The 24,834-nt window shown below is 69.9% G+C and carries 24 protein-coding genes; 18 read left to right on the forward strand and 6 right to left on the reverse strand.

The genetic code is table 11. The features are described from left to right. The first annotated feature begins 114 nt into the window (after positions 1–114). The 6 genes from A9O63_RS08125 to A9O63_RS08150 all read left to right on the forward strand — a co-directional run bounded on the left by A9O63_RS08125 (position 115) and on the right by A9O63_RS08150 (position 6,659). Positions 115–1,374, forward strand: coding sequence for a Zn-dependent hydrolase (locus A9O63_RS08125; protein ID WP_069331475.1), 1,260 nt, complete (start codon positions 115–117; stop codon positions 1,372–1,374). A gap of 131 nt (positions 1,375–1,505) precedes the next feature. Then, complete coding sequence (gene hydA, locus A9O63_RS08130; protein WP_069331476.1) at positions 1,506–2,957, forward strand: dihydropyrimidinase; 1,452 nt, start codon at positions 1,506–1,508, stop codon at positions 2,955–2,957. Next, positions 2,957–3,757 carry an ABC transporter ATP-binding protein gene (locus A9O63_RS08135; protein WP_069331477.1) on the forward strand — a complete coding sequence of 267 codons (801 nt, stop codon included), beginning with the start codon at positions 2,957–2,959 and terminating at the stop codon, positions 3,755–3,757. The genes hydA and A9O63_RS08135 overlap by 1 nt, the downstream gene beginning before the upstream one ends. A gap of 180 nt (positions 3,758–3,937) precedes the next feature. Next, a complete protein-coding gene (locus A9O63_RS08140; RefSeq protein ID WP_069331478.1) occupies positions 3,938–4,801 on the forward strand; it encodes an ABC transporter permease in 864 nt (287 codons plus the stop codon). Next, positions 4,798–5,649, forward strand: a complete 852-nt coding sequence (locus tag A9O63_RS08145) for an ABC transporter permease (protein WP_069331479.1) — start codon at positions 4,798–4,800, stop codon at positions 5,647–5,649. The genes A9O63_RS08140 and A9O63_RS08145 overlap by 4 nt, the downstream gene beginning before the upstream one ends. A 29-nt stretch (positions 5,650–5,678) precedes the next feature. Beyond that, the gene (locus tag A9O63_RS08150) at positions 5,679–6,659 is read left to right on the forward strand and encodes an ABC transporter substrate-binding protein (protein ID WP_069331480.1); all 981 of its coding nucleotides are present in this window, start codon (positions 5,679–5,681) and stop codon (positions 6,657–6,659) included. 44 nt (positions 6,660–6,703) lie between these two features. On the opposite strand, the gene A9O63_RS08155 is transcribed toward A9O63_RS08150, so the two are convergent. Then, entirely contained in the window at positions 6,704–8,086 is a 1,383-nt protein-coding gene (locus tag A9O63_RS08155; RefSeq protein WP_069331504.1) for an FAD-binding oxidoreductase, read from the reverse strand. A gap of 298 nt (positions 8,087–8,384) precedes the next feature. Here A9O63_RS08155 and A9O63_RS08160 point away from each other — a divergent pair, with 298 nt between their 5' ends. Then, a complete protein-coding gene (locus tag A9O63_RS08160) occupies positions 8,385–10,166 on the forward strand; it encodes an IlvD/Edd family dehydratase (protein ID WP_069331481.1) in 1,782 nt (593 codons plus the stop codon). 42 nt (positions 10,167–10,208) lie between these two features. Here A9O63_RS08160 and A9O63_RS08165 read toward each other — a convergent pair whose 3' ends face one another. Further along, the gene (locus tag A9O63_RS08165; protein WP_069331482.1) at positions 10,209–11,150 is read right to left on the reverse strand and encodes a 2-hydroxyacid dehydrogenase; all 942 of its coding nucleotides are present in this window, start codon (positions 11,148–11,150) and stop codon (positions 10,209–10,211) included. 193 nt (positions 11,151–11,343) lie between these two features. On the opposite strand from A9O63_RS08165, the gene A9O63_RS08170 reads away from it, so the two are divergent. The 7 genes from A9O63_RS08170 (at position 11,344) to A9O63_RS08200 (ending at position 19,175) form a co-directional block, all read left to right on the forward strand. After that, entirely contained in the window at positions 11,344–12,084 is a 741-nt protein-coding gene (locus A9O63_RS08170) for an SDR family oxidoreductase (protein WP_069331483.1), read from the forward strand. Positions 12,085–12,093: 9 nt separating this feature from the next. Then, positions 12,094–12,939: a fumarylacetoacetate hydrolase family protein gene (locus A9O63_RS08175; RefSeq protein WP_069331484.1), complete on the forward strand. Its 846-nt coding sequence runs from the start codon at positions 12,094–12,096 to the stop codon at positions 12,937–12,939. Between the two features lie 138 nt (positions 12,940–13,077). Then, the gene (locus A9O63_RS08180) at positions 13,078–14,364 is read left to right on the forward strand and encodes a helix-turn-helix transcriptional regulator (protein ID WP_069331485.1); all 1,287 of its coding nucleotides are present in this window, start codon (positions 13,078–13,080) and stop codon (positions 14,362–14,364) included. 166 nt (positions 14,365–14,530) lie between these two features. Continuing rightward, a complete protein-coding gene (locus tag A9O63_RS08185; protein ID WP_069331486.1) occupies positions 14,531–14,899 on the forward strand; it encodes a response regulator transcription factor in 369 nt (122 codons plus the stop codon). Further along, a complete protein-coding gene (locus tag A9O63_RS08190) occupies positions 14,896–15,186 on the forward strand; it encodes a hypothetical protein (RefSeq protein ID WP_069331487.1) in 291 nt (96 codons plus the stop codon). The genes A9O63_RS08185 and A9O63_RS08190 overlap by 4 nt, the downstream gene beginning before the upstream one ends. Then, entirely contained in the window at positions 15,186–17,870 is a 2,685-nt protein-coding gene (locus A9O63_RS08195) for a sodium:solute symporter family transporter (protein WP_069331488.1), read from the forward strand. Before A9O63_RS08190 ends, A9O63_RS08195 begins: the two co-directional genes overlap by 1 nt. A 333-nt stretch (positions 17,871–18,203) precedes the next feature. After that, on the forward strand, positions 18,204–19,175 hold the full coding sequence (locus tag A9O63_RS08200) for a FliM/FliN family flagellar motor switch protein (RefSeq protein ID WP_069331505.1): 972 nt from the start codon (positions 18,204–18,206) through the stop codon (positions 19,173–19,175). 159 nt (positions 19,176–19,334) lie between these two features. Here A9O63_RS08200 and A9O63_RS08205 read toward each other — a convergent pair whose 3' ends face one another. After that, a complete protein-coding gene (locus tag A9O63_RS08205; RefSeq protein ID WP_009566234.1) occupies positions 19,335–19,766 on the reverse strand; it encodes a protein tyrosine phosphatase family protein in 432 nt (143 codons plus the stop codon). Positions 19,767–20,086: 320 nt separating this feature from the next. On the opposite strand from A9O63_RS08205, the gene A9O63_RS08210 reads away from it, so the two are divergent. Then, on the forward strand, positions 20,087–20,404 hold the full coding sequence (locus tag A9O63_RS08210; protein ID WP_009566233.1) for a TraR/DksA family transcriptional regulator: 318 nt from the start codon (positions 20,087–20,089) through the stop codon (positions 20,402–20,404). Between the two features lie 17 nt (positions 20,405–20,421). Then, on the forward strand, positions 20,422–20,598 hold the full coding sequence (locus A9O63_RS21915; RefSeq protein ID WP_084295705.1) for a hypothetical protein: 177 nt from the start codon (positions 20,422–20,424) through the stop codon (positions 20,596–20,598). 156 nt (positions 20,599–20,754) lie between these two features. Here A9O63_RS21915 and A9O63_RS08215 read toward each other — a convergent pair whose 3' ends face one another. Continuing rightward, complete coding sequence (locus A9O63_RS08215) at positions 20,755–20,970, reverse strand: hypothetical protein (RefSeq protein ID WP_069331489.1); 216 nt, start codon at positions 20,968–20,970, stop codon at positions 20,755–20,757. A gap of 136 nt (positions 20,971–21,106) precedes the next feature. Here A9O63_RS08215 and A9O63_RS08220 point away from each other — a divergent pair, with 136 nt between their 5' ends. Together A9O63_RS08220 and A9O63_RS08225 are read left to right on the forward strand one after the other, a co-directional pair. Beyond that, on the forward strand, positions 21,107–21,361 hold the full coding sequence (locus A9O63_RS08220) for a DUF2312 domain-containing protein (protein ID WP_002720309.1): 255 nt from the start codon (positions 21,107–21,109) through the stop codon (positions 21,359–21,361). Between the two features lie 216 nt (positions 21,362–21,577). After that, on the forward strand, positions 21,578–23,251 hold the full coding sequence (locus tag A9O63_RS08225; RefSeq protein WP_069331490.1) for an ABC transporter permease: 1,674 nt from the start codon (positions 21,578–21,580) through the stop codon (positions 23,249–23,251). Between the two features lie 72 nt (positions 23,252–23,323). Here the strand turns inward: A9O63_RS08225 and A9O63_RS08230 are convergent, their stop codons facing one another. Together A9O63_RS08230 and A9O63_RS08235 are read right to left on the reverse strand one after the other, a co-directional pair. Further along, on the reverse strand, positions 23,324–23,515 hold the full coding sequence (locus A9O63_RS08230; RefSeq protein WP_009566229.1) for a hypothetical protein: 192 nt from the start codon (positions 23,513–23,515) through the stop codon (positions 23,324–23,326). 116 nt (positions 23,516–23,631) lie between these two features. Continuing rightward, on the reverse strand, positions 23,632–24,732 hold the full coding sequence (locus A9O63_RS08235; RefSeq protein ID WP_041669547.1) for an ABC transporter substrate-binding protein: 1,101 nt from the start codon (positions 24,730–24,732) through the stop codon (positions 23,632–23,634). Positions 24,733–24,834: the final 102 nt, after the last annotated feature.

The following is a 24,834-nucleotide window of genomic DNA, read 5'->3' on the forward strand; positions in this document are numbered from 1 at the left end:
CGCTTGGTCAGGTTATGGTGCGCTTCGATCTGACCGGATGGTCGCACAAAGAGCAACAGAAGAGTCGGGGCGCAGGCGGAGCAACCTGCCGCGACCCCGGACAGGGAGATCGGAATGGCCGGAACGGCGGCGGCAGGCGAGAACCTGCGCATCGATGGCGAACGCCTGTGGGACAGCCTGATGCAGATGGCGAAGGTGGGCCCGGGCGTCGCAGGCGGCAACAACCGTCAGACCCTGACCGATGCCGATGCCGAGGGCCGCGCGCTGTTCGCCCGCTGGTGCGAGGAGGCGGGCTGCACCATGGCCGTGGATGCGATGGGCACCATGTTCGCCACCCGCGCGGGCGAGGATCCCGAGGCGCTGCCGGTCTATGTCGGCAGTCACCTCGACACCCAGCCCACGGGCGGGAAATATGACGGGGTGCTGGGGGTGCTGGGCGCGCTCGAGGTGGTGCGCAGCCTGAACGATCTCGGCATCCGCACGAAACATCCGATCGTCGTGACGAACTGGGCCAACGAGGAGGGCGCGCGCTTTGCCCCCGCCATGCTGGCCTCGGGCGTGTTCGCGGGCGTCCATTCGCTCGATTACGCCTATGGGCGCCGCGATCTGGAAGGCAAGAGCTACGGCGAGGAACTGACCCGCATCGGCTGGAAGGGCGAGGAGGAGGTGGGCGCGCGCCGGATGCACGCCTATTACGAGCTCCATATCGAGCAGGGACCGATCCTCGAGGCCGAGGGCAAGACCATCGGCGTGGTGACCCATTGCCAGGGCCTCTGGTGGCTCGAATTCACCCTGACGGGCAGGGAGGCCCATACCGGCTCGACGCCGATGGCGATGCGCACCAATGCGGGCCTCGCCATGGCGCGGATCTTCGAGATGGTGCAGGAGGTGGCGATGGCCGCCCAGCCCGGCGCCGTGGGCGGCGTGGGGCAGGTGACCTTCTCTCCCAATTCGCGCAACGTGCTGCCGGGGACGGTGGTCTTCACCGTCGACATCCGCTCGCCCGATCAGGCCAAGCTCGACGGGATGCGTGCGGCCATCGAGAGCCGCGCCGCGGCGATCTGCGCCGAGCTGGGCGTGGGCTGCGCGGTCGAGCCGGTGGGCCATTTCGATCCGGTGACCTTCGCGCCGGAGCTCGTGGCCAATGTGCGGGCGGCGGCGGAGCGGCTGGGGTTCAGCCACATGGACCTGATCTCGGGGGCGGGCCACGATGCCTGCTGGGCGGCGCGCGTGGCGCCCGCGACCATGGTCATGTGCCCCTGCGTGGGCGGGCTGTCGCACAACGAGGCCGAGGAGATCTCGCCCGACTGGGCCGCGGCCGGGACGGATGTGCTGTTTCACGCGGTGCTCGAGACGGCGGGCGTCGTGGCCTGAGGACCGGCCGGGGGGCTGTCTGCCCCCCCGGACCCCCCGAGGATATTTGCGCAGAGTGAAGGGACGGGCGGCGGGGATGGCGCCGGTCCCGCAGGCCGGGTCCGCGGAGGCCGCGGCGGAAGGAGAGGATCATGAGCACAGTCATCAGGAACGGAACGATCGTCACGGCCGATCTCACCTACAGGGCCGATGTGCGGATCGAGGGCGGGATCATCACCGAGATCGGAGCCGATCTCGCGGGCGACGAGGTGCTGGACGCGACCGGCTGCTATGTCATGCCGGGCGGGATCGATCCGCATACCCATCTCGAGATGCCCTTCATGGGCACCTATTCCTCGGACGATTTCGAGAGCGGCACCCGCGCGGCGCTGGCGGGCGGGACGACGATGGTGGTCGATTTCGCGCTGCCCGCCCCCGGACAGGGGCTGATGGATGCGCTGGCCATGTGGCACAACAAGTCGGGGCGCGCCAACTGCGACTATTCCTACCATATGGCGATCACCTGGTGGGGCGAGCAGGTCTTCGACGAGATGCAGGCGGTGGTGGAGCAGGGCATCACCTCCTTCAAGCATTTCATGGCCTACAAGGGCGCGCTGATGGTGAATGACGACGAGCTCTTCGCGAGCTTCCGTCGCTGTGCCGATCTCGGCGCGCTGGCCATGGTCCATGCCGAGAACGGCGATGTTGTGGCCGAACTGTCGGCGCGGCTGCTGGCCGAGGGGAACCGCGGGCCTGAGGCGCACGCCTATTCGCGGCCGCCGCAGGTCGAGGGCGAGGCCACCAACCGCGCGATCATGATCGCGGACATGGCGGGGGTGCCGCTCTATGTCGTCCATACCTCCTGCGAAGAGGCGCACGAGGCGATCCGGCGCGCGCGGATGCAGGGCAAGCGGGTCTGGGGCGAGCCGCTGATCCAGCATCTGACGCTGGACGAGAGCGAATATTTCCATCCCGACTGGGACCATGCCGCGCGCCGGGTGATGAGCCCGCCGTTCCGCAACAAGCAGCATCAGGACAGTCTCTGGGCCGGGCTGCAGTCGGGCTCGCTCTCGGTCGTGGCGACCGACCATTGCGCCTTCACCACCGAGCAGAAGCGCTTCGGCGTGGGCGACTTCACCAGGATCCCGAACGGCACCGGCGGGCTCGAGGACCGGATGCCGATGCTCTGGACGCAAGGGGTGAATACCGGGCGCCTCACGCCGAACGAATTCGTGGCGGTGACCTCGACCAATATTGCCAAGATCCTGAACTGCTATCCGAAGAAGGGGGCGGTTCTGGTGGGGGCGGATGCCGATCTCGTGGTCTGGGACCCGGAGAAGACCAAGGTGATCTCGGCGGGCTCGCAGCAGTCGGCGATCGATTACAACGTGTTCGAGGGCAAGGAGGTGAAGGGCCTGCCGCGCTTCACGCTCAGCCGCGGCAAGGTCGCGGTGGCGGATGGCGAGATCCGCACCGAGGAAGGCCACGGGCAGTTCGTGGCGCGCGAGCCGCGTCCGGCTGTCAACCGGGCCCTCTCGGCCTGGAAGGAGCTGACGGCGCCGCGCGCGATCGAGCGGTCCGGCATTCCGGCCACGGGGGTGTGATGGCGGAAGGTCTTGCGACGGGCCGGCCGGTAATCGAGGCCCGCGGCGTGGGATTGACCTTCGCCACCGCCGATGGGCCGGTCCATGCGCTGAAGGACGTGACCCTCAGGGTGATGAAGGGGGATTTCGTCTCCTTCATCGGCCCCTCCGGCTGCGGCAAGACCACCTTCCTGCGCGCGGTGGCCGCGCTCGAACATCCGACCGAGGGCGAGCTGCGCGTGAACGGCATGACGCCCGAGGAGGCGCGCCGCCGCCGCGCCTACGGCTATGTGTTTCAGGCCGCAGGGCTTTATCCCTGGCGCACCATTGCGGGGAACATCCGCCTGCCGCTCGAGATCATGGGCTTTGCCCGCGACGAGCAGGAGCGGCGTGTCCGGGACGTGCTGCAGCTGGTCGAGCTGGACGGGTTCGGCAAGAAATACCCCTGGCAGCTCTCGGGGGGGATGCAGCAGCGCGCCTCGATCGCGCGGGCCTTGGCCTTCGACGCGGACATCCTGTTGATGGACGAGCCCTTCGGCGCGCTCGACGAGATCGTGCGCGACCGGCTGAACGAGGCGCTCCTGAAGCTCTGGGCGCGGACCGGCAAGACCATCGGCTTCGTCACCCATTCCATCCCCGAGGCGGTCTATCTCTCGACGAAGATCGTGGTGATGTCGCCCCGCCCGGGCCGGATCACCGATGTGATCGAGAGCCCTCTGCCGCGGGAGCGCCCGCTCGACATCCGCGACAGCCGCGACTTCATCGAGATCGCCCACCGCGTCCGCGAGGGCCTGAGGGCGGGGCATTCCTATGACGAGTGAGGGTCAGGCCTGCGATCCGGGCGATGCGGCGTTCGGACCTGCCTTCAGGTTCTCCGCGCATCGTCAGGGAAATGAACGAGTTTTCCAGATGGCAGCGCCCGGCGGGGGATGCCGCCGGGCCGCTGCCCCCATGGGTGCCGTGGGGCAGTCCCGGGTCCCGTTGACGGGTGGAGGCGGTGCATGAGGTCGATCCTTCCCGTCCTCACCGTCGTCGCCGTGATCGTGGCGCTCTGGTATGGGGCGGCGGCGGCGATGAATGCGCAATGGGTGCGCGATCAGGCGGCGCGGGCGGGCACCGAGGTCAGCCTCGCCCAAATCCTGCCCCGGACCATGAGCCAGGAGCGGCCCGTGCTGCCTGCGCCGCATCAGGTGGCCAAGGGCCTCTGGGAGGGCGTGGCCGGCCAGAAGATCACCTCGAAGCGCAGCCTCGTCTATCACGGCTGGATCACACTCTCGGCGACGCTTCTGGGCTTCGGCATCGGCACCGGGCTCGGGATCCTGCTCGCCATCGGCATCATCCACAACCGCGCGATGGACCAGAGCGTCATGCCCTGGGCCATCGCGAGCCAGACCATCCCGATCCTCGCCATCGCGCCGATGATCATCGTGGTGCTGAATTCGATCGGCGTCTCGGGGCTTCTGCCCAAGGCGGTGATCTCGGCCTATCTCAGCTTCTTCCCGGTGGTGGTGGGCATGGTGAAGGGGCTGCGCAGCCCCGATGCGATGCAGCTCGACCTCCTGTCCACCTATAATGCGAGCCGCGCGCAGGCCTTCTGGAAGCTGCGGCTGCCGGCTTCGATGCCCTATCTCTTCGCCTCGCTGAAGGTGGGGATCGCGGCGAGCCTTGTCGGCGCCATCGTGGGCGAGCTTCCCACCGGCGCGGTGGCGGGTCTCGGGGCGCGGCTTCTGTCGGGGAGCTATTACGGGCAGACGATCCAGATCTGGTCCGCGCTGTTTGCGGCCGCCATCGTGGCGGCGGCGCTGGTCGGGATCGTGGGCGCGATCCAGACGCGGGTGCTGCGGCGGATGGGGATGGCGCGATGACGCTCGTGTTCCTCGCCCTCGTCACCTGGGTCGTGACGCTCGTGCTGAATGTGCGGATCTCGCGGTCGGCCTTCTCCGAGACCCGGATCGGGCGCCTCGTGGTGCCGGCGATCTTCGGGCTCACCGTGCTTCTGGTCTGGGAGCTGCTGGTGCGCGGGCTTCAGGTGCCCACGGTGATCCTGCCGCCGCCCTCGGCCATCGGAGCGCGGATCGCGGGCAGCCTGCCCGTCCTCTGGGGCGATTTCGTGCAGACCTTCGTGAAGGGCGCGCTTTCGGGCTGGCTCATCGGCTGCGCGGCGGCGGTGGCCACGGCCATCGCCATCGACCGCTCTCCCTTCCTGCAGCGGGGGCTGCTGCCGGTGGGCAATTTCGTGGCGGCGCTGCCCATCGTGGGGATCGCGCCGATCCTCGTCATGTGGTTCGGCTTCGACTGGCAGTCGAAGGCTGCGGTCGTGGTGGTCATGGTCTTCTTCCCCGTGCTCGTGAACACGGTCGAGGGGCTCGCGGCCACCGACCGGATGCAGCGCGACCTGATGAAGACCTATTCGGCGAGCTACGCCCAGACGCTCCTCAAGCTGCGGCTGCCCGCGGCCATGCCCTTCATCTTCAACGGGCTGAAGATCGCCACCACGCTCGCCCTGATCGGGGCCATCGTCGCCGAATTCTTCGGCAGCCCGATCCGCGGCATGGGCTTTCGCATCTCGGCCGAGGTCGGCCGCCTCGGACTCGACATGGTCTGGGCCGAGATAGCGGTTGCAGCACTGGCGGGCTCGGCCTTCTATGGGGTGGTCGCTCTGGTCGAACGAGGGCTGACCTTCTGGCACCCGTCCCAACGACGTCAACGATAGCCCCGAAGGGGCACAACACGGAGGTTTCGATGAAAGGACTGCTGACCGGAGCCGCGCTTTTCGCGCTCGCCGCCGGCACGGCTTCGGCCGAGGAGGTGACGCTCCAGCTGAAATGGGTGACGCAGGCCCAGTTCGCGGGCTACTACGTCGCGCTCGATCAGGGCTTCTACGAGGAGGAGGGGCTCGAGGTCACGATCAAGCCGGGCGGCCCCGATGTGGCGCCGGTGCAGGTGCTGCTGGGCGGCGGCGCCGACGTGATGGTCGACTGGCTGCCCTCGGCGCTCGCCGCGCGCGAGCAGGGGGCCGACATCGTCAACATCGCCCAGCCGTTCAAGAGCTCGGGCATGATGCTGACCTGTCTGAAGGAGTCGGGCGTGTCGGGGCCCGAGGACTTCAAGGGCAAGACGCTCGGCGTCTGGTTCGGCGGCAACGAATATCCCTTCCTCAACTGGATGTCGAAGCTGGGCCTGCCCACCGACGGCTCGCCCGAAGGCGTGACGGTGCTCAAGCAGGGCTTCAACGTCGATCCGCTTCTGCAGAAGCAGGCGGCCTGCATCTCGACCATGACCTACAACGAATATTGGCAGGTTATCGACGCGGGCCTCTCGCCGGACGACCTCGTGACCTTCAAATACGAGGATCAGGGCGTGGCGACCCTCGAGGACGGTCTCTATGTGATGGCCGACAAGCTGAAGGATCCGGCCTTCGTCGAGACCATGGCCAAGTTCGTGCGGGCCTCGATGAAGGGCTGGAAATGGGCCGAGGAGAACCCCGACGACGCGGCCATGATCGTGCTCGACAATGACGACACGGGCGCGCAGACCGAGAGCCACCAGAAGCGGATGATGGGCGAGGTGGCGAAGCTGACCGCGGGCTCGGACGGCACGCTCGACGAGGCGGATTACAAGCGCACCGTGGCGACCCTGATGGGCGGCGGCTCGGACCCGGTGATCTCGAAGGAACCCGAGGGCGCCTGGACCCACGAGGTCACCGACAAGGCGCTGCAATAAGCTTCGGCAGGGGCGCGCTGCGGTGCGCCCCTCGCTTTGCCGCCTTACGGCAGGAGCTTGCCGGGATTGAGGATGCCCTTGGGATCGAGCGCCTCTTTCATCGCCCGCATGGTGGCCAGCGCCGGGCCGTGCTGGGCCTCCATCTTGCCGATCTTGCCCATGCCGATCCCGTGTTCGCCCGACACGACCCCGCCCAGCCGCAGGGCCAGATCCGACAGGAGGTCGGTGAACTCCTTCACCCGCTTCATCTCTCCCGCATCCTCGGGGTCGACGAGGATGCCGCAATGGAAGTTGCCGTCGCCCACATGGCCCACGATGGCCTGCACGAGGCCGCGGGCGCGGCCCTCTTCCTGCGCGACCGCGACCGCCTCGGCCAGCGCCGAGATCGGCACGCAGACATCGGTCGAGACCGTCCGCGCCCCCGGCCGCAGCCGCCGCGTCGCATGGTGGGCATTGTGGCGCATCGACCAGAGCGCGCGGCGCTCCTCGGGCTTCTGCGACCAGCGGAACGCCTGCCCGCCGTGATCGGCCGCGATCTCGCCGAAGAGGGCGGCCGTCTCGGTCACGCCGCTCTCGCTGCCGTGGAACTCGACGAAGAGATGCGGCTCCTCGGGCAGCCCCGCATCGGCATGGAGGTTGAAGCCGCGCACCATCATCGCATCGACCAGTTCGATCCGGGCTATGGGCAGGCCCATCTGGATCGTGGCGATGACGGTTGCGACCGCCTCGGCCACCGAGGGAAAGCGGCAGATCGCGGCCGACTGCGCCTCGGGCTGGCCGAACAGGCGCAGCGTGAGCTCGGTGATGATGCCGAGTGTGCCCTCCGAGCCCACAAAGAGGTGGGTGAGATCGTAGCCCGTGGCGGATTTGCGCGCCCGGCTGCCGGTGCGGAACACGGTGCCGTCGGCCTGCACCACCTCGAGCGCCAGCACCGCCTCGCGCATCGTGCCGTAGCGGACGGCGGTCGTGCCCGAAGCGCGGGTCGCGGCCATGCCGCCCAGCGTGGCATTGGCGCCCGGATCGATCGGGAAGAAGAGGCCCGTGTCGCGCAGATGGGCGTTCAGCGCCTCGCGCGTGACGCCGGGCTGCACCACCGCGTCGAGATCCTCGGCATGGACGGCCAGCACCCGGTCCATGCCCGTCAGGTCGAGCGCGATGCCGCCGCGGATCGCCAGATGGTGGCCCTCGAGCGAGGAGCGCGCGCCCTGCGCCACCACCGGCGTGCCCGCGGCATGGCAGAGCGCGAGGAGGCGAGAGACCTCTTGGGTCGAGGCGGGGCGCGCCACCGCATCGGGCAGGGCTGCCGGATACCAGGCCTCGTTCTCGGCATGTTGCGCGCGCGCGGCCTCGGAGGTCACGAGCCGCTCGCCCAGAAGATCGCGGAGCGCAGGGATCGGATCGCGCGGGGCGGGGCCGGGCAGGGTCATGGGCTTCTCCAAAGGGCGGTCTCGTCCCCGCACCAGACCCGAGCCCGCAGGCCGGGTCAACGGGGGCCGTCGCCCCGTGGAGGGTGTCTCCCGCGCGGGGGCCCTGCCAGACCGGCCTCATTTCACGCTTCGTGAAATGCAAGGCCTCGCGAGACAGATCCGTTGCGAAGGGACACCCACTCTCCCGATCCCGCTTCGTGATCCGCGACGAGCTCCGGCCGGGCCGGGCGGGCCCCGCGCCCTTGCCCTTGCCTGCGCGAGAGGGGATGCTGGAGGCCAGCGACAGGAGGCCGCAGAGATGAGCGACACCCCCACCGGCAGGCGCTTCCGCTCACAGGCGTGGTTCGACAATCCCGACAATCCCGGGATGACCGCGCTCTATGTCGAGCGCTACCAGAACCAGGGCTACACGCGGCGCGAGCTGCAGGGCGACCGGCCGATCATCGGCATCGCCCAGTCGGGCTCGGATCTCGCGCCCTGCAACAAGATCCATCTCTTCCTTGCCGAGCGGGTGAAGGCGGGCATCCGCGATGCGGGCGGAGTGCCGATGGAATTTCCCGTCCATCCGATCCAGGAGACAGGGCGCAGGCCCACCGCCGCGCTCGACCGCAACCTCGCCTATCTCGGCCTCGTCGAGGTGCTGCACGGCTATCCGATCGACGGGGTGGTGCTGACCACCGGCTGCGACAAGACCACGCCCGCGCAGCTGATGGCGGCCGCGACGGTGGACCTTCCGGCCATCGTGCTCTCGGGCGGGCCCATGCTCGACGGCTGGTGGGAGGGCAAGCTCGCAGGCTCGGGCACGATCATCTGGGAGAGCCGGCGGCTCCTGGCCGAAGGCGAGATCGACTATCCGGAATTCATGGAGCGCGCCTGCGCCTCGGCCCCCTCGCTCGGCCATTGCAACACGATGGGCACCGCCTCGACGCTCAACGCGCTGGCCGAGGCGCTCGGCATGTCGCTGCCCGGATGCTCGGCCATCCCCGCGCCGTTCCGCGAGCGGATGAACATGGCCTATGCCACGGGCCGGCGCATCGTCGAGATGGTGCTGGCCGACCTGAAGCCCTCGGACATCCTCACGCGGCAGGCCTTCGAGAATGCGATCCGGGTCAATTCGGCCATCGGCGGCTCGACCAATGCGCCGCCGCACCTGCAGGCCATCGCGCGCCATGCGGGTGTCGAGCTCGCGGTCGAGGACTGGCAGACGGTGGGGTTCGACCTGCCGCTGCTGGTGAACATGCAGCCCGCCGGAGAATATCTGGGCGAGAGTTTCTTCCGGGCGGGCGGCGTGCCTGCCGTCATGGGCGAGCTGCTCGCGGCGGGGCTTCTCCATGCGGAGGCGCTGACCGTCACGGGAGAGAGCATCGGCCACAATCTCGCGGGCGAGCGCAGCCGCGACCGGCGGGTGATCCGGTCGGTCGAGGATCCCTTGCGCGAGAAGGCGGGGTTCCTCGTGCTGCGGGGCAATCTCTTCGACTCGGCCCTGATGAAGACCTCGGTCATCTCGGCCGAGTTCCGGCACCGCTTCCTCGCCCGGCCGGGGCGGGAGGGCATCCACGAGGCCCGCGCCGTGGTCTTCGAGGGACCGGAAGATTATCACGCGCGCATCAACGACCCCGACCTCGGGATCGACGAGACGACGATCCTCTTCATCCGCGGCGTGGGCTGCGTGGGCTATCCGGGCTCGGCCGAGGTGGTGAACATGCAGCCGCCGGACGGGCTACTGCGCGAGGGGGTGACGCATCTGCCGACGGTGGGCGACGGGCGGCAATCGGGCACCTCCGAGAGCCCTTCGATCCTCAACGCCTCGCCCGAGGCGGCGGTGGGCGGCGGGCTTGCGCTCCTGCGGACCGGCGACCGGGTGCGGCTCGATCTGAACGCCTGCCGGCTCGACGCGCTGGTGGACGAGGCCGAATGGGAGGCGCGCCGCGCCGCCTGGACGCCGCCCGTCCTGCACCACCAGACCCCCTGGCAGGAGATCTACCGCCGGCTCGTGGGGCAGCTCGCCGATGGCGGCTGTCTGGAGCTCGCCACCACCTATCACCGGGTGGCACGCGAACTGCCGCGGGACAATCATTAGAAAGTTGGGGGCGGCGTTTCCGGACGCCGCCCCGGCATCGCCTCAGGCGACCGGCGTCAGCAGCGGCTCGCCCTTCAGGAAGGCCGTGATGTTGGCGCGCTGCAACTCGCCCATCGCGCGGCGGGTCTCGACCGTGCCCGACCCCTGATGCGGCTGCAGGATCACGTTCGTGAGCGCGTGGAAGCGCGGGTCGACCGCGGGCTCGTTGCGGAAGACGTCGAGCGCGGCCCCGATCCGCCCGGCTTCGAGGGCGGCCAGAAGCGCCGTCTCGTCCACGGTCGAGCCGCGCGAGATGTTCACCAGCACCGCATTCTGCGGCATGCAGGCGATGACCTCGGCCGAAACGTAATTCTCGGTGGCGGGCCCTCCGACCAGCGCCACCACCAGCCAGTCGACCTCGGCCGCGAGTCCTTCGGGGGTGGCGTGGAAGGTCCAGCCCGCGGGCACGTCCTTGGCGCTGCGCGAATGGTAGTGGATCTCCATGCCGAAGGCCACGAGCCGGTCGGCGATGGCGCGCCCGATCCGGCCGAGCCCCATGATGCCCGCGCGCCCGCCCGAGAACTTGCGGTTCAGCGGGAAATCTTCGGCCGACCAGCGGCCCTCGCGGACGAAGCGGTCGCCCTCGGGGATGCGGCGGCAGAGGGCCAGCATCATCGCGAGCGCCGTGTCGGCCACGTCGTCGGTCAGCACGTCGGGCGTGTTCGTCACCCTGATGCCGCGGGCGCGGGCGGCCTCGATGTCGATGGCATCGAAGCCCACGCCGAAGTTCGCGATGACGCCGAGCGCGGGCAGAAGATCCATCGCCTCGCCGCCGAAGGGCGCGCCGCCCTTGTAGGCCACCGCCACCGCCTCGGCGCGGAGCGCAGGGTCGAGGCCGGCCAGATCGGCGAGCTGCGGAACGGTCGTGACCGTGAAGCTGGCCTCCATCGCCTGCCTGTCCCAGTCGGGGTAGGAGCCCACCGCGATCACCCGTTGCCGTTCCATCCTGTCTCCTTTCATCCGCGGCGGCCTGCCCGAGGCCGCAGGGCCAAGGCTTGCATATCACAGCGCCTGCGGCCAGCCTTTGCGGCTGTTCCGCGTCCGCGGAACGTAGATTATTGATAATATCCGCGATCAGGGCTTGTTCTCTATCCGATATTGATCTTTGGTAGGCCCCAAGCTTGGGGAGGAGAGGACCATGGCTGGTCGGCTGGAGGGCAAGCGCGCGCTGGTGACGGCGGCGGGGCAGGGGATCGGGCGCGCCTCGGCGCTGGCCATGGCGCGCGAGGGCGCGCGGGTGCTGGCCACCGACGTGAATGCGGCGGCGCTCGAACAGCTTGCGGCCGAGGGGCTCGAGTTGCGGCCCCTCGACGTGCGCGATCCGGCCTCGATTGCGGCCGCGGTCGCGGCGGCAGGACCGCTCGACGTGCTTTTCAACTGCGCGGGCTTCGTGGCCTCGGGCACGATCCTCGACTGCGACGAGGAGGACTGGGCCTTCTCCGTCGGGCTCAACCTCACCGGCATGTACCGGATGTGCCGCGCCTTCCTGCCGGGCATGATCGCGGGCGGCGGCGGGTCGATCGTCAACATGGCCTCGGTCGTGTCGGGCGCCATCGCGGCGCCCAACCGCTTCGTCTACGGCACCACCAAGGCGGGCGTCGTGGGCCTCACCAAATCCATCGCCGCCGATTTCATCGGGCAGGGCATCCGCTGCAATGCGATCTGCCCCGGCACCGTCGAGAGCCCCTCGCTCGAGGGTCGGCTCCGCGCCACCGGCGACTACGAGGCCGCGCGCCGCGCCTTCGTCGCCCGCCAGCCCATCGGCCGCATCGGCCGCCCGGAGGAGATCGCGGCGCTCGTCGTCTATCTCGCTTCGGATGAATCCGCCTATACCACCGGGGTCGCCCATGTCATCGACGGGGGCTGGTCCAATATCTGAGGAGACACCATGAAACTGCTGCGCCATGGGCCCGCCGGGGCCGAACGACCCGGCCTCGTCTGGACCGACGGCACCCTCCGCGACCTGTCGGGCGTGGTGCCGGACATCGCCGGCGAGGTGCTGACGGACGAGGGGCTGGCCAGGCTCCGCGACCTGGACGGGACGAGCCTGCCGGTCGTGGCCGAGGGCACGCGGCTTGGGCCCTGTGTCGCGGGCACGACCAAATTCGTCTGCATCGGCCTGAACTATTCGGACCATGCCGCCGAGACCGGCGCGCAGGTCCCGCCCGAGCCGATCATCTTCATGAAGGCCAATTCGGCGATCTGCGGCCCGAACGATCCGATCATCATCCCCCGCGGCTCGGTCAAGACCGACTGGGAGGTGGAGCTGGCCATCATCATCGGCAAGAAGGCGAAATATGTCTCCGAGGCCGAGGCGTTCGACCATGTGGCGGGCTATGCGGTGGCCAACGACGTCTCCGAACGGTCCTTCCAGGCCGAGCGGTCGGGCCAGTGGACGAAGGGCAAGAGCTGCGACAACTTCGGCCAGCTCGGCCCCTGGCTTGTGACGCGCGACGAGGTGGCGGACCCGCAGAACCTGCCGCTGTGGCTGTCGGTCAACGGCGAGAAGATGCAGAACGGCACGACGGGCACCATGGTCTATGGCGTTGCCTATCTGGTCAGCTATCTCTCGCAGTTCATGACGCTCCATCCGGGCGACGTGATCTCGACCGGAACGCCTCCGGGCGTGGGGCTCGGCATGAAGCCGCCGCGCTTCCTGAAGCCGGGCGACGTGGTCGAGCTCGGCGTCGAGGGCCTGGGCCAGCAGCGCCAGGAGGTCGTGGCCGACGCCTGACGGGGCTCGGGGCCGGGCCCCTGCGGCCCGGTCCTCTCCGGGGCCGCTCGCTTGACCGGCGGGCGTGGCTCCGATGAAAACCTCTGTCCTTCCCCCGGATCTTGCAGGATGATCCTGTAAACTGCGGAGGGGCGGACCATGCCGATGACGGCGCTGACGGGCAGCCGGGTGCGCGAGCGGCGATTGCAACTCGGGCTGAGGCAGACCGATCTGGCGCGGTCGGCCGGGATATCGGCCTCCTATCTCAACCTGATCGAGCACAACCGCCGCCGGATCGGCGACGAGGTTCTGGCGCGGCTCGCGCGGGCGCTGAAGGTCGAGGCGCAGACGCTCTCGGCCGGGGCGGAGGGCGTGCTGGTCGAGGATCTGCGCGCGGCCGCCGCCTCGGCGGGCGACGAGCAGCCCGAGCTCGACCGGGTCGAGGATTTCGTGGGCCGCTTTCCGGGCTGGGCGCGGATGCTGGCCGCGCAGCACCGCCGGATGGGGCTGCTCGAGCGGACGGTGACGGCGCTCAACGACCGGCTGACCCATGACACGCACCTGAGCCAGGCGCTGCACGAGGTTCTCTCGGCGGTGAGCGCCGTGCGCTCGACCGCGGCGATCCTGGCCGAGACCGAGGATATCGAGCCCGACTGGCGCGCGCGCTTTCATGCCAACATCCATGCCGACAGCGAGCGGCTGGCCGTGGGGGCCGAGGCGCTGGTGGCCTATCTCGACGCCGCCTCCGAGGATGAGGAACAGGGGGTCGTGGCGCCGCAGGAGGAGGTGGAGGGCTGGCTTGCCGCGCGCGACTGGCATCTGGCCGAGCTGGAGGAGCCGGGCGGGCGGGCGCGGCTCGAGGCCGAGATCGAGGGGCTGGCCTCGGCCGCCGGACGGGCGATGGCGCGCGACTGGGTGCTGCGGGCCGAGGCGGATGCGCGGGCCATGCCGCTCGATCCGTTCCGCGCCGCGCTCCGCGCCGAGGGCGATCCGGTGCTGGTCGCGCGCCGCTTCGGGGTCGGGGTGCTCGCGGCCTTCCGGCGGATCGCCACGCTGCCCGGCGCCATTGCGGGCCTCGTGATCTGCGACGGCTCGGGCACGCTCGTGTTCCGCAAGCCGCCCGAGGGCTTCCTGCTGCCGCGCTTCGGGGCGGCCTGTCCGCTCTGGCCGCTCTTCGAGGCGCTGGCCCATCCGATGCGCCCCGTCGAGGCGGTGGTCGAGCCCGCCGCCCGCACCCGTCGCCGCTTTCGCGCCCGCGCCTTCTGCGAGCCGCACCATCCGCAGGGCTTCGCCGGACCGGAACTGCGCGAGGCGGGGATGCTGATCGAGCCCGCCGTGCCCGATCCCGCGCTCGTGCCGCGCGCGGTCGGCACCTCCTGCCGGATCTGCCCGCGCGCGGGCTGCCCCGCCCGGCGCGAGCCCTCGATCCTGCTCGAAGGCTCCTGAGGGGCCGCGCGCCCGGCGAAGGGCCGGCTTCCCCCTTCGGAGAGGCCGCCCGCCCCCCGGACGGGCGTCCCTTGCCCCTCCTCGCGCTTTGACAGCACCGGTTTTTCGGCTGATAGTTGCCGACGGGGCAGGGGAGGCCCCGGTGCAGGTTCCGGGGGGATGGTTCATGACGGCGCATGTGCTGCTGATCGAGGACGAGCCGAACATCGCCGAGGCGATCCGCTTCATCCTCATGCGCGACGGGCTGAAGGTCTCGACCCATGCGGGCGGAGCGGATGCGATCGAGGTGGTGCGCACGTCGCAGCCGGACCTGCTGATCCTCGATCTGATGCTGCCGGGCATGAGCGGCTTCGACATCCTCTCGGCGCTGCGCGCCGATCCCCAGACCGAGGATCTGCCGGTCCTGATGCTGAGCGCCAAGGGGCAGGTCCGAGACCGCGCGGCGGCCAAGAAGGCGGGAGTGGATGCCTTCATGTCGAAGCCCTTCTCGAATGCCGAGATGCTGGCTTCGGTCCGGGCGCTGGTGCCGCGATGAGCCGGCGTCGCTCGCCGCTCTTTCTCGCGCGGCGATCCTACCGGAGGCGGCGGCTCCGCGATGCCGCGCGGCTCCTGCCGATCTTCGGCGCGTTCCTCTTCCTCCTGCCGATCCTGTGGGAGCCGGCCGCGACCGACCGGCGCGACACCGCTCCCGACGGGGTCTATCTCTTCGCGGTCTGGGCGCTCCTGATCCTCGCGGCCGCCGGCATGTCCCGGGGCCTGAAGGCCGAGGCGCTCGAGGATGGGGCCGAGGCGGGCGATCCGCCGGAGGGCAGGGCGGGCTGATGCCGTTCGATCTCCTCGTCCTCTCGTGCCTCTGCTACGTCATCCTGCTCTTCCTCGTGGCCTTCCTTGTCGAGCGCCGGGCGGTGGGCGAGGCGCTGCCCTGGCTGCGGTCGCCGCTCGTCTATACGCTCTCGCTCTCGATCTACTGCACCGCCTGGACCTTCTACGGCGCGGTGGGATATGCGGCGCGCTCGGGCCTCGAATATCTCACGATCTATCTCGGCCCGACGCTCGTCTTCGTCGGCTGGTGGTGGGTGCTGCGCAAGCTGGTGCGGATCGGGCGGCAGCAGCGCGTGACCTCGATTGCGGACCTGATCTCCTCGCGCTATGGCAAGTCGAACCTGCTCGGCGTGCTCGTCACGCTGCTCTGCGTGGTGGCCGCCACGCCCTATATCGCGCTCCAGCTCCAGTCCGTCACGCTGAGCTTCAGCGTCTTCGCCAGCGGCCCGCACGAGGGCTGGCAGATGCCCGACCGTGACAGCACCGCGATCTGGGTCGCGGGGGGGCTTGCGCTCTTCACCATCCTCTTCGGCACGCGGAAGCTCGATGCCAACGAGCAGCATACGGGCATCGTCACCGCCATCGCCGTCGAGGGGATCGTGAAGCTCGTGGCGCTGGTGGCGGTGGGCAGCTATGTCGTCTGGGGGGTGGCCGACGGGCCCGCCGACGTGATCGCCCGCATCGACCGCTCGGCCATCGCCGACTGGGAGCTCGCCCCCTCGCGCTGGGCGGGCCTCACCTTCCTGTCGGCCGCAGCCGTGGTCTGCCTGCCGCGCATGTTCCAGGTGCTGGTGGTCGAGACCGGGGACGAGCGCCACCTCGCCACGGCGAGCTGGGCCTTCCCGCTCTACATGTTCCTGATGAGCCTCTTCGTGGTGCCGATCGCGGTCGTGGGGCTCGAGCTTCTGCCCGAGGGCGCCAATCCCGACCTCTTCGTGCTCACCGTGCCGCTCGACCGCGGGCAGGGCGGGCTGGCCATGCTGGCCTTCCTCGGCGGCTTCTCCTCGGCCACGGCGATGGTGATCGTGGCCGCGGTGGCGCTGGCCACGATGGTGTCGAACCATATCGTCATGCCGCTCTGGCTGTCGCTGCGCCCGACGCCGGCCGTCAGCGGCGACGTGCGCCGCCTCGTGCTGCTCGCCCGGCGGATCTCCATCGCGGGCGTTCTGGGGCTGGGCTACGGCTATTACCGCTTCTCGGGCGGCTCGGGCGCGCTGGCCGCCATCGGCCTCATCTCCTTCGTGGGCGTGGCCCAGATCCTGCCCGCGATGCTGGGCGGCATCTTCTGGCGCGGCGCCACCCGCACGGGCGCGCTCTGGGGCCTCGGCCTCGGCTTCGGGGGCTGGGTCTATACGCTGTTCCTCCCCTCCTTCGGCCCCGACGCGATCTTCTCGGCCCGCCTCCTCGCCGAGGGACCGTTCGGGATCGGCTGGCTCCGTCCGCAGGCGCTGTTCGGGGTCGAGGGGATGGATCCGCTGATCCATTCGATGTTCTGGTCGCTCATCCTGAACGGCACCGTCTTCTGCGGCGCCTCGCTCGTGACCTTTCCGGGCCCGCTCGAGCGGTTGCAGGGCGCGGCCTTCGTCAATGTGTTCGAGACCGGCAACCGCGGCCCGCAGGGATGGGCGCAGGGCAAGGCGGAATCCGAGGAGCTTCTGGTGATGGCGCAGCGCATCCTCGGCGAGGAGCCGGCGCTGGCGCTCTTCCAGTCCGAGGCGCGCGCGCAGGGAAAGGAGGGCTATCTGCCCGACCCGGTCCCCGGCTTCGTCGAGCGGCTCGAGCGGCGGCTTGCGGGCTCGGTCGGCGCGGCCACAGCCCATGCGATGCTGGCCCAGCTGGCCGGGCGCGCCGCCGTCTCGGTCGAGGATCTGATGGCGGTGGCGAACGAGACCGCGCAGATCATGGAATATTCCGCGCGCCTCGAGGCCCAGCAGGAGGAGCTGACCCGCACCGCGCGCCAGCTGCGCGAGGCCAACGAGAAGCTCACGCAGCTGTCGGTGCAGAAGGACGCCTTCCTCAGCCAGATCAGCCACGAGCTGCGCACCCCCATGACCTCGATCCGCGCCTTCTCCGAGATCCTGATGGAGGGCGACCTGCCGCCCGAGATGGCCGCGCGCCACGCCCGCATCATCCACGACGAGGCCATCCGGCTCACCCGGCTGCTCGACGATCTGCTCGACCTCTCGGTGCTCGAGAACGGATCGGTGCAGCTCAACCTCGGGCTCGCCAATCTCCAGCAGATGATCGATCGCGCCCTGCGGTCGGCCGCGCACACCCGCCCCGAGCGCGGCTTCACCATCCATCGCGATCCCACGGCCGAGAACATCTTCCTGTTCACCGACGGCGACCGGCTGGCGCAGGTCTTCATCAATCTGATCTCGAACGCGCGCAAATACTGCGATGCGGACTATCCCGAGCTGCGGATCTCGGTGCGCCAGAAGGGCGGCCGCGTGACGGTCGACTTCATCGACAACGGCTCGGGGATCTCGAAGGAGAGCCAGGAGCTGATCTTCGAGAAGTTCGCCCGGCTTTCGGACCAGACCCGGGCCGGAGGGGCGGGCCTCGGCCTCGCGATCTGCCGCGAGGTGATGGCCAACCTCGGCGGCACCATCACCTATCTGCCGGGGCAGGGGGGCGCGGCCTTCCGCGTGACCCTGCCCTTGCGGCTGCAGCGCGCCGCCTGAGCGCGGGCACCGGCGCCTCCCGGGCGCCTTGGGACCGGCGGCCTGAAGGCCGCTTCCGGCTCCTGCCCCCACCGGAGCCCTGTGCGCCTTTCCCGGCAAAGAGCGGCCCCTCTGCCGGAGCACCGTCAAGAGATCGCAGCCTGTCCGATGTCAGGCGGAGGACCGAGGACCCGGGTTCGGAAACCCAATCCGCAGGCACGCCATGGCGCAGGCACCGGCGGTCGCTGGCGGCGGATGGACCTCGCCGGGACCGCGGCCTCCAGTCCCGGCGACGCGGCCTTCCGCCATCAACTGTTTCTCAATCCTGCCATGTCAGAAGGGCAGGGCAGCGGCATGTGGGAAGCGACGGTGACGGAGAGCGTGCTCAGGCGCAAGATCGAGGCGAGGGCCCGGCCGGCGGTGCCCCAGGTCACCGGCGCCGAGCGGGGCCTGCGGCTGGCGCTGGCCCGCGCCGGGCGCGACGCCTTCGCCCTCGCCCTCGACGTGCCGCGGCTCGATTGCCTGCGCCGCTCTCTCACCGAACTCCTCGAGATGCCCGAGGATCTGTCGTTCTATGCGGTGCTCGAAGGGCCGGGCGAGGGGCTCGGGCTCATCGCCCTGTCCCCGCCGCTGCTCGCCGGGCTGGTCGAGGTCCAGACCGTGGGCCGGGTCAGGCCGCAGCCCGCCGCCACCCGCAAGCCCAGCCGCACCGACGCGGCCATGGTGCAGGATTTCATCGACCGCGCCCTGGCCGAACTCGACCTCCTCCTGATCGAGGACGAGGATCGGGTCTGGGCCAGCGGCTTCCGCTATGCCTCGTTCCTCGACGATCCCCGGCCGCTGGGCCTCCTGCTCGAGGATTGTCCCTACCGCGTGCTGGTGGCCGAGGTGGACCTGGCCCTCGGCGCCAAGAGCGGGCAGCTTCTCCTCGCCGTGCCGGCCGACGGCCGCGGAGAGCTGCCCCATCACGGCGGGCAGGACGAGGCTCCTCCGCCGCTCTCCGATTTCGGCGCGGCCATGGCCGAGCAGGTGATGGCGGTGGATTGCCGGCTCGAGGCGGTTCTCGGCCGCATCACCCTGCCGCTCGCCCATGTCCTCGACTGGCAGCCGGGCGATACGGTGCCGCTGCCGCAGGCCACGCTCGACCATATCCTCTTCGTGGGGCTCGACGGCCATCCGGTCGCCGAGGGCCGGCTCGGCCAGCATCGCGGGATGCGCGCCGTGCGCCTTGCGCCCCTGGCGGAGGCGGCCGAGCCGCCGCCCGCCCTGCCCGAGTTCGAGCCCGATGAGGATCTGTCCTTCGCCATGACGGGCACGGACGAGTGAAGCGCACGCCTTCTCCCTGCCTCCCGGGCCGCCGGGCGGATCAGAGCGGGAGCGAGGCCCTGGGGGGCTCTCTCCGGATCGCGGCCGGCAGGAGGCTGCGCGGCTTTCAGGCCGCGATGTCGGCCAGCGCCTCGCGGCACCGCACCCCGAGGGCGTCTGTCAGCCGCGCTCCCGCGCGAGACGGTCGATCTCGTGGCGCAGCCCTTCGAGCTGGTAGCCATGCCGGGCGGGCAGGCCGATCAGCTCGTCCGTCGGCATCCGACCGGCGTTGGCCAGCGCCCAGACCACCGAGGAGCGGTTGCCCGAGGCGCAGTAGGCCAGCACCGGGCCGCCGGCCTGATCGATCGCCTCGCGCTGGCGCTCGACATTCTCGAGCGTGACGGCGCCGCCGATCACCGGATTTGCGATGAAGGTGAAGCCCTCGGCCTCCGCCGCCCGGCGCATCTCCTCGGTCTGGAGATGGGGCGGGATCTCGCCATCCGGCCGGTTGTCGATGATCGTGGTGAAGCCTGCGGTGCGGAGCGCCGGAAGCTCCTCCTGCGAGATCTGAGGCGAGACGGCGTAGCGGTCGGTCAGGGGGCGAAAGCTCATGGGGTCCTCGTGCTGCAGCGCGGCTGAGGGCGACCTTATCGCCCCCCGCCGCAGGAGGAAAGGCCGCAGGCCTCCCCTTCACGGCGCGGCGAGCCCCTCCGGCAGCCGGCGCAATGCGGTGCGGCGCCAGCCCTGCGGAGGCCAAGCCCCCTCACCGCCATCCTGCGGTCCCGTCGCCCGTGCGGTCATCTGCGCCCCCGCTCGGAACCCCCCGGGACTGCCGGGGGCGGTGCCCTCGGCGAAGGGCTTAAATCATTGACCTGCATCAAGGAGGGGCTGCAGGCCTTCGCCTAACCTTCGGCAACCAGAGGAGGTGGCCCATGATCGACATTCCCCGTCGCAAGGCCCAGCTCGAGGCGCGGCTGGCCGACCTCGGGGCCCGTCTCGAAGGGATCGAGGCAGAGCTCGACTCGCACAATTCGCGCGACTGGGAAGAGCTTGCCACCGAACGCGAGACCGAGGAGGTGCTGGAAAGCATGGGAACCTCGGGTCAGCAGGAAATCCGCGCGATCACGGCGGCGCTCGCCCGGATCGCCGCGGACGAATATGGCTACTGCGTCAGATGCGGGGCCGAAATCGGCGAAGCGCGGCTCGATGTGCTGCCCTACACGCCCTTCTGCCGCAAGTGCGCCGGGTGACCGGCGGAGGAGGATCCATGTCGTTCGAACCTAAACCCGAGACTGCCCGCAGCCTCCCGCAAGAGGAAGAGGCCGCGCCGCTGGAGAGCCTCGCCCATCTTCTCGCCGAAATGCAGGGGCTTGCTTTGGTGATGCCCGCCGTCGACAGGACCGATGCCGAGATCGAGGCCGACTTCGACAACATGCCGGTGTGATCCGGCCGGGGCTCGCTGTCACACAGGCATCGGCCTGCGGTCATCGCCCGGAGAGGCCGCAACGTCAGGCACTCGCGGCTCCGGGCCGGGTTCGAGGACGGCACCCGTGAAGCGTCCTCGCTCGGGGAAGGTGCCCTGCGGCCTGCGCAAGAGGGCTCAGCCGAGCAGGATGCCCAGCACCACGCACATGAGCCCCAGCGCCGACACGCCGAGCGCCGCCACATTCAGCACGACCACGCGCTGCAGGCGCTCGCGCATCGCCGCGTCGTCGAGCCCGGACCGCCGCGCCTGAAGCGCGAGCCAGAAGCACCAGACAAGCCCGCCCACACCGGCGAGCGAGATCAGGGCTCCGATCCAGATCATCCATTCCATGCGCGTCTCCCGCTGACCTGCGCGCGGCCTAGCCCGCCTGCGCGGCCCTGGCAAGGGCGCTCTCCGCCTTCAGCCGCTTGATCCGGCCCCCCGGCCCGCGATAGGAGGGGCGCCAACGAGACCGAGAGGCAGAGACATGAGCGACCCGCTGGATTCCTACAACGTCACCGCCGACGAGCTGCGCCAGTTCATCGAGCGCTACGAGCAGCTCGAGGCCGAGAAGAAGGACGTGACCGAGCAGCAGAAAGAGCTGATGGCGGAAGCCAAGGGCCGCGGCTACGACACGAAGGTGATGAAGAAGGTCGTGGCCCTGCGCAAGCGCAAGCCCGACGACATCGCCGAGGAAGAGACGATCCTCGAACTCTACAAATCCGCCCTCGGGATGGGCTGAGGCCGCGGGACTTGGGCTGAGGCCCCGGACGGCCGCGGGACGCCGCCTCGGATCCGCCCCGCGCGGCGAGGCGGCCCCTCTCCGCCGCAGGCCCCTGTCCAAGGCCCGCACGGCGAGGCGGGCCATCTCCGCTGCGGGTCCCTGTCCGGGGCCTGCATGCCGATCCGGAGCGCCGGCTTTCTGGACAGCAAAACCGCATTCCGCTAAGGGGCAGGGATGCTGGACCCCCATCGGACCGATCTGCCTGCCGCACGGGCGGGGCTGCGTCTGCCGCGCCCCGACGGCTGGTCGCTGGGCGCGATCGCCATCGCGGCGCTCGTCCTCATGCCGATCGTCTCGGTGATCTGGATCGCCTTCCACCCGGTCGAGAACATCTGGCCGCATCTGCTCTCGTCGGTGCTGCCGCGTTACCTGACGAACACGCTCGTGCTGATGGGGGGCGTTGCGGCGCTGACCGCCATGGTGGGGACGGGGGCGGCCTGGCTCGTGACCATGTACCGCTTTCCGGGGGCGCGGATCCTCGATCATGCGCTGCTGTTTCCGCTCGCGATCCCGGCCTATATCGGCGCCTATGCGCTGGCGGATTTCCTCGATTATTCCGGCGCCCTGCAGACGGCTCTGCGCGGTTTCATGGGCTGGCAATCGGCGCGCGACTACTGGTTCCCCGAGGTCCGCTCGCGCGGGGCGGCGATCCTCGTGCTGTCCTCGGCGCTCTATCCTTATGTCTATCTGCTGGCGCGCGCGGCCTTTCGCGAGCAGTCGGGCGCTTCCTACGAGGTGGCGCGGGCGCTGGGCAAGGGGCCGTGGGGGCTCTTCCTGCGGGTGGGCCTGCCGCTCGCCCGTCCCGCCATCGCGGCGGGGGTGGCGCTTGCGATGATGGAGACGGTGGCCGACTTCGGCACGGTCGAGCATTTCGGGGTCCAGACGCTGACGACCGGCATCTTTTCGGTCTGGTTGACAGCCGGCAACGCCGGCGGTGCGGCGCAGATCTCGGGCGTGGTGCTGGTGCTGATCTTCCTTCTCGTCGCCCTCGAGCGGGTGGGGCGGCGGAACGCACGCTTCCACCGCATGTCGCGCGGCGCGCGCCCTATCCAGCCCCTGACGCTCACCCGGGGGCGCGGCTGGATCGCCTGCGGCTTCTGTCTCCTGCCGGTCGTCACGGGCTTCCTGCTGCCGGTCGCGGTGATGCTGAACCACGCGCTGCGCAAGCCCGACGCCTGGACCTCGCCGGGCCTTCTGAAGGCGCTCGGCAACACGCTGACCGTGGGCGGGAGTGCCGCGATCCTGACGGTGGGGGCCGCGCTCTTTCTCGTCTACGGGGTGCGGCTTGCCGGCCGGGGCCTGCCGCGGCTCGTGCTGCCGCTCACGCTTCTGGGCTATGCCGCGCCGGGGGCGGTGCTGGCCTTGGGGCTTCTGATCCCGCTGGCGGCCCTCGACCACCGGATCGCGGATGCGATGGCGGCGCTGACCGGGCACGATCCGGGGCTCCTGCTGACGGGCACGGCGGCGGCGCTGGTGCTGGCCTATATGGTGCGCTTCTTCGGCGTGGCGCAGGGCGCGGTGGATTCGGCCTTCGGGCGGATCTCGCCCAGCCTGCCGATGGCGGCGCGGTCGCTCGGGCGCAGGCCGGGCTCGGTGCTGGCCTCGGTCTATCTGCCGCTGATGCGCGGCTCGGTCGCGACCGCGTTGCTCGTGGTCTTCGTCGACTGCGTGAAGGAGCTGCCCGCGACGCTGCTCCTGCGGCCCTTCAACTACAACACGCTCGCCACCCGCGCCCACGAACAGGCGAGCCTCGAGCGGCTGGGCGAGGCGGCGCCGGCGGCGCTTCTCGTCATGCTGGTGGGGCTTGCGGCGGTGGCGCTGCTGGCACGGGCCAACCGGGCGCGGTGAGGCAGGTGCCGCCGTCCCGGCCGGCGGGAAGGACGGTTCGTCCTCATGCCCGATATGCAGAGTCCGCGTGGCTCAATCGCAGCGGTGGCGCGTGACCGATTTCAGCACGAGGCGCGTGGCCTCGGGCGGAATGGCGGCGAGGGCCGCCTCTTCGGTCGGGAATTCGAGCGGGCTGCCATCGGGATAATGCCGGTCGAATTCGAGCTTGTCCTGGGCGGTGACCCAGGCGAGGACGTAGGATGTCCTGAGGTCTTCCTGTTCCATGCTGCACTCCTCCGCACAGGCATTCGACCCCTCCCGCGATCGAGGGTCAAGGAGCCGGAGGTGCGACCTTTGCGCAAGGGGAAGGCCGCCCGGACCGAAGCCCGGGCGGGCGCGTGTCAGCCGGCGAGCCAGGCGTTGAAACGCTCGTTCAGCTCGGTGTCGTGATCGACCCAGAACTCGTAGTCCGAAGCGAGCGCATTCGTCATGTTCTCGGGGCTCGTGGGCAGGTGCGGCGCCATCTCGGTCTTGCCGTCCATGAAGGTGCCGACGAGCGGCGCCGAGGATTTGCGCGGCGGGCCGTAGCTGATCCATTCCGCGGCCTTGGCCAGCGGCTCGGCGCTGGTCGAGAAGGCCACGAAATCCTTGGCGAGCTCGAGGTTCGGCGCGCCCTTCGGGATCACCCAGCCTTCGACCTCGTAGACCTGCCCGTCCCAGACGATCTCGAACGGCTTGTTCTCGGTGATGGCGGCGTTGAAGATCCGGCCGTTGTAGGCGATGGTCATGGCCACCTCGCCATCCGCCAGCAGCTGCGGCGGCTGGGCGCCGGCTTCCCACCAGACGATCTGGCTCTTGATCGAATCGAGTTTCTTGAAGGCGCGCTCCACGCCTTCGTCGGTGCGCAGCATGTCATAGACCTCGGCCGCCGGCACGCCATCGGCGAGGAGCGCCATTTCGAGGTTCACCTTGGCCGACTTGCGCATCCCGCGCTTGCCCGGGAACTTCTCCAGATCGAAGAAATCGGCGAGCTTGGCGGGGGCCGCCCCATCGGCGAACTTCGAGGCGTCATAGGCCAGCACGGTCGAGAAGACGTCCGTCGCCACGAAGCAATCGGCGAGCGAGCCGGGCAGGAAATCCTCTTCGGCGGGGGTGCCGTCGGGCCCGGCCGGCAGGATGGCCGGATCGATCTCCTCGAGCAGTCCCTCATCGCAGAGCCGGACGGCATCGGCATATTCGACGCTGGCCACGTCGGTGGTGACATTGCCCGATTCGACCTGCGCCTTGATCGGCGTGGCCGGGTTGTCGGTGTCGACAGACACCACGCCCACGCCGGTCTTCGCCGTGAACGGCTTGTGGTAGGCCTCGATCTGGCTGGTCGTATAGGCCCCGCCCCAGCCGAGGACGGCAATCTGGTCCGCCGCAGCGGGCAGGGCGAAGCCTGCCAGGGCCGTGGACAGAAGGATGATGCGCCTCACTGAATTCTCCCCTGTTGATCTCATGCGGGTTCCGTCCCGCAGACATGGCCCCGTCCGGTCCGGACGGAGCAGGACGAGGCTACGGGGGCGACTTCCGGGAAGTCAATTGCTTCGGGCGCAGGCCCG

This window comes from Cereibacter johrii (assembly GCF_001720585.1).
GTDB classification, from domain to species: Bacteria; Pseudomonadota; Alphaproteobacteria; order Rhodobacterales; family Rhodobacteraceae; genus Cereibacter_A; species Cereibacter_A johrii.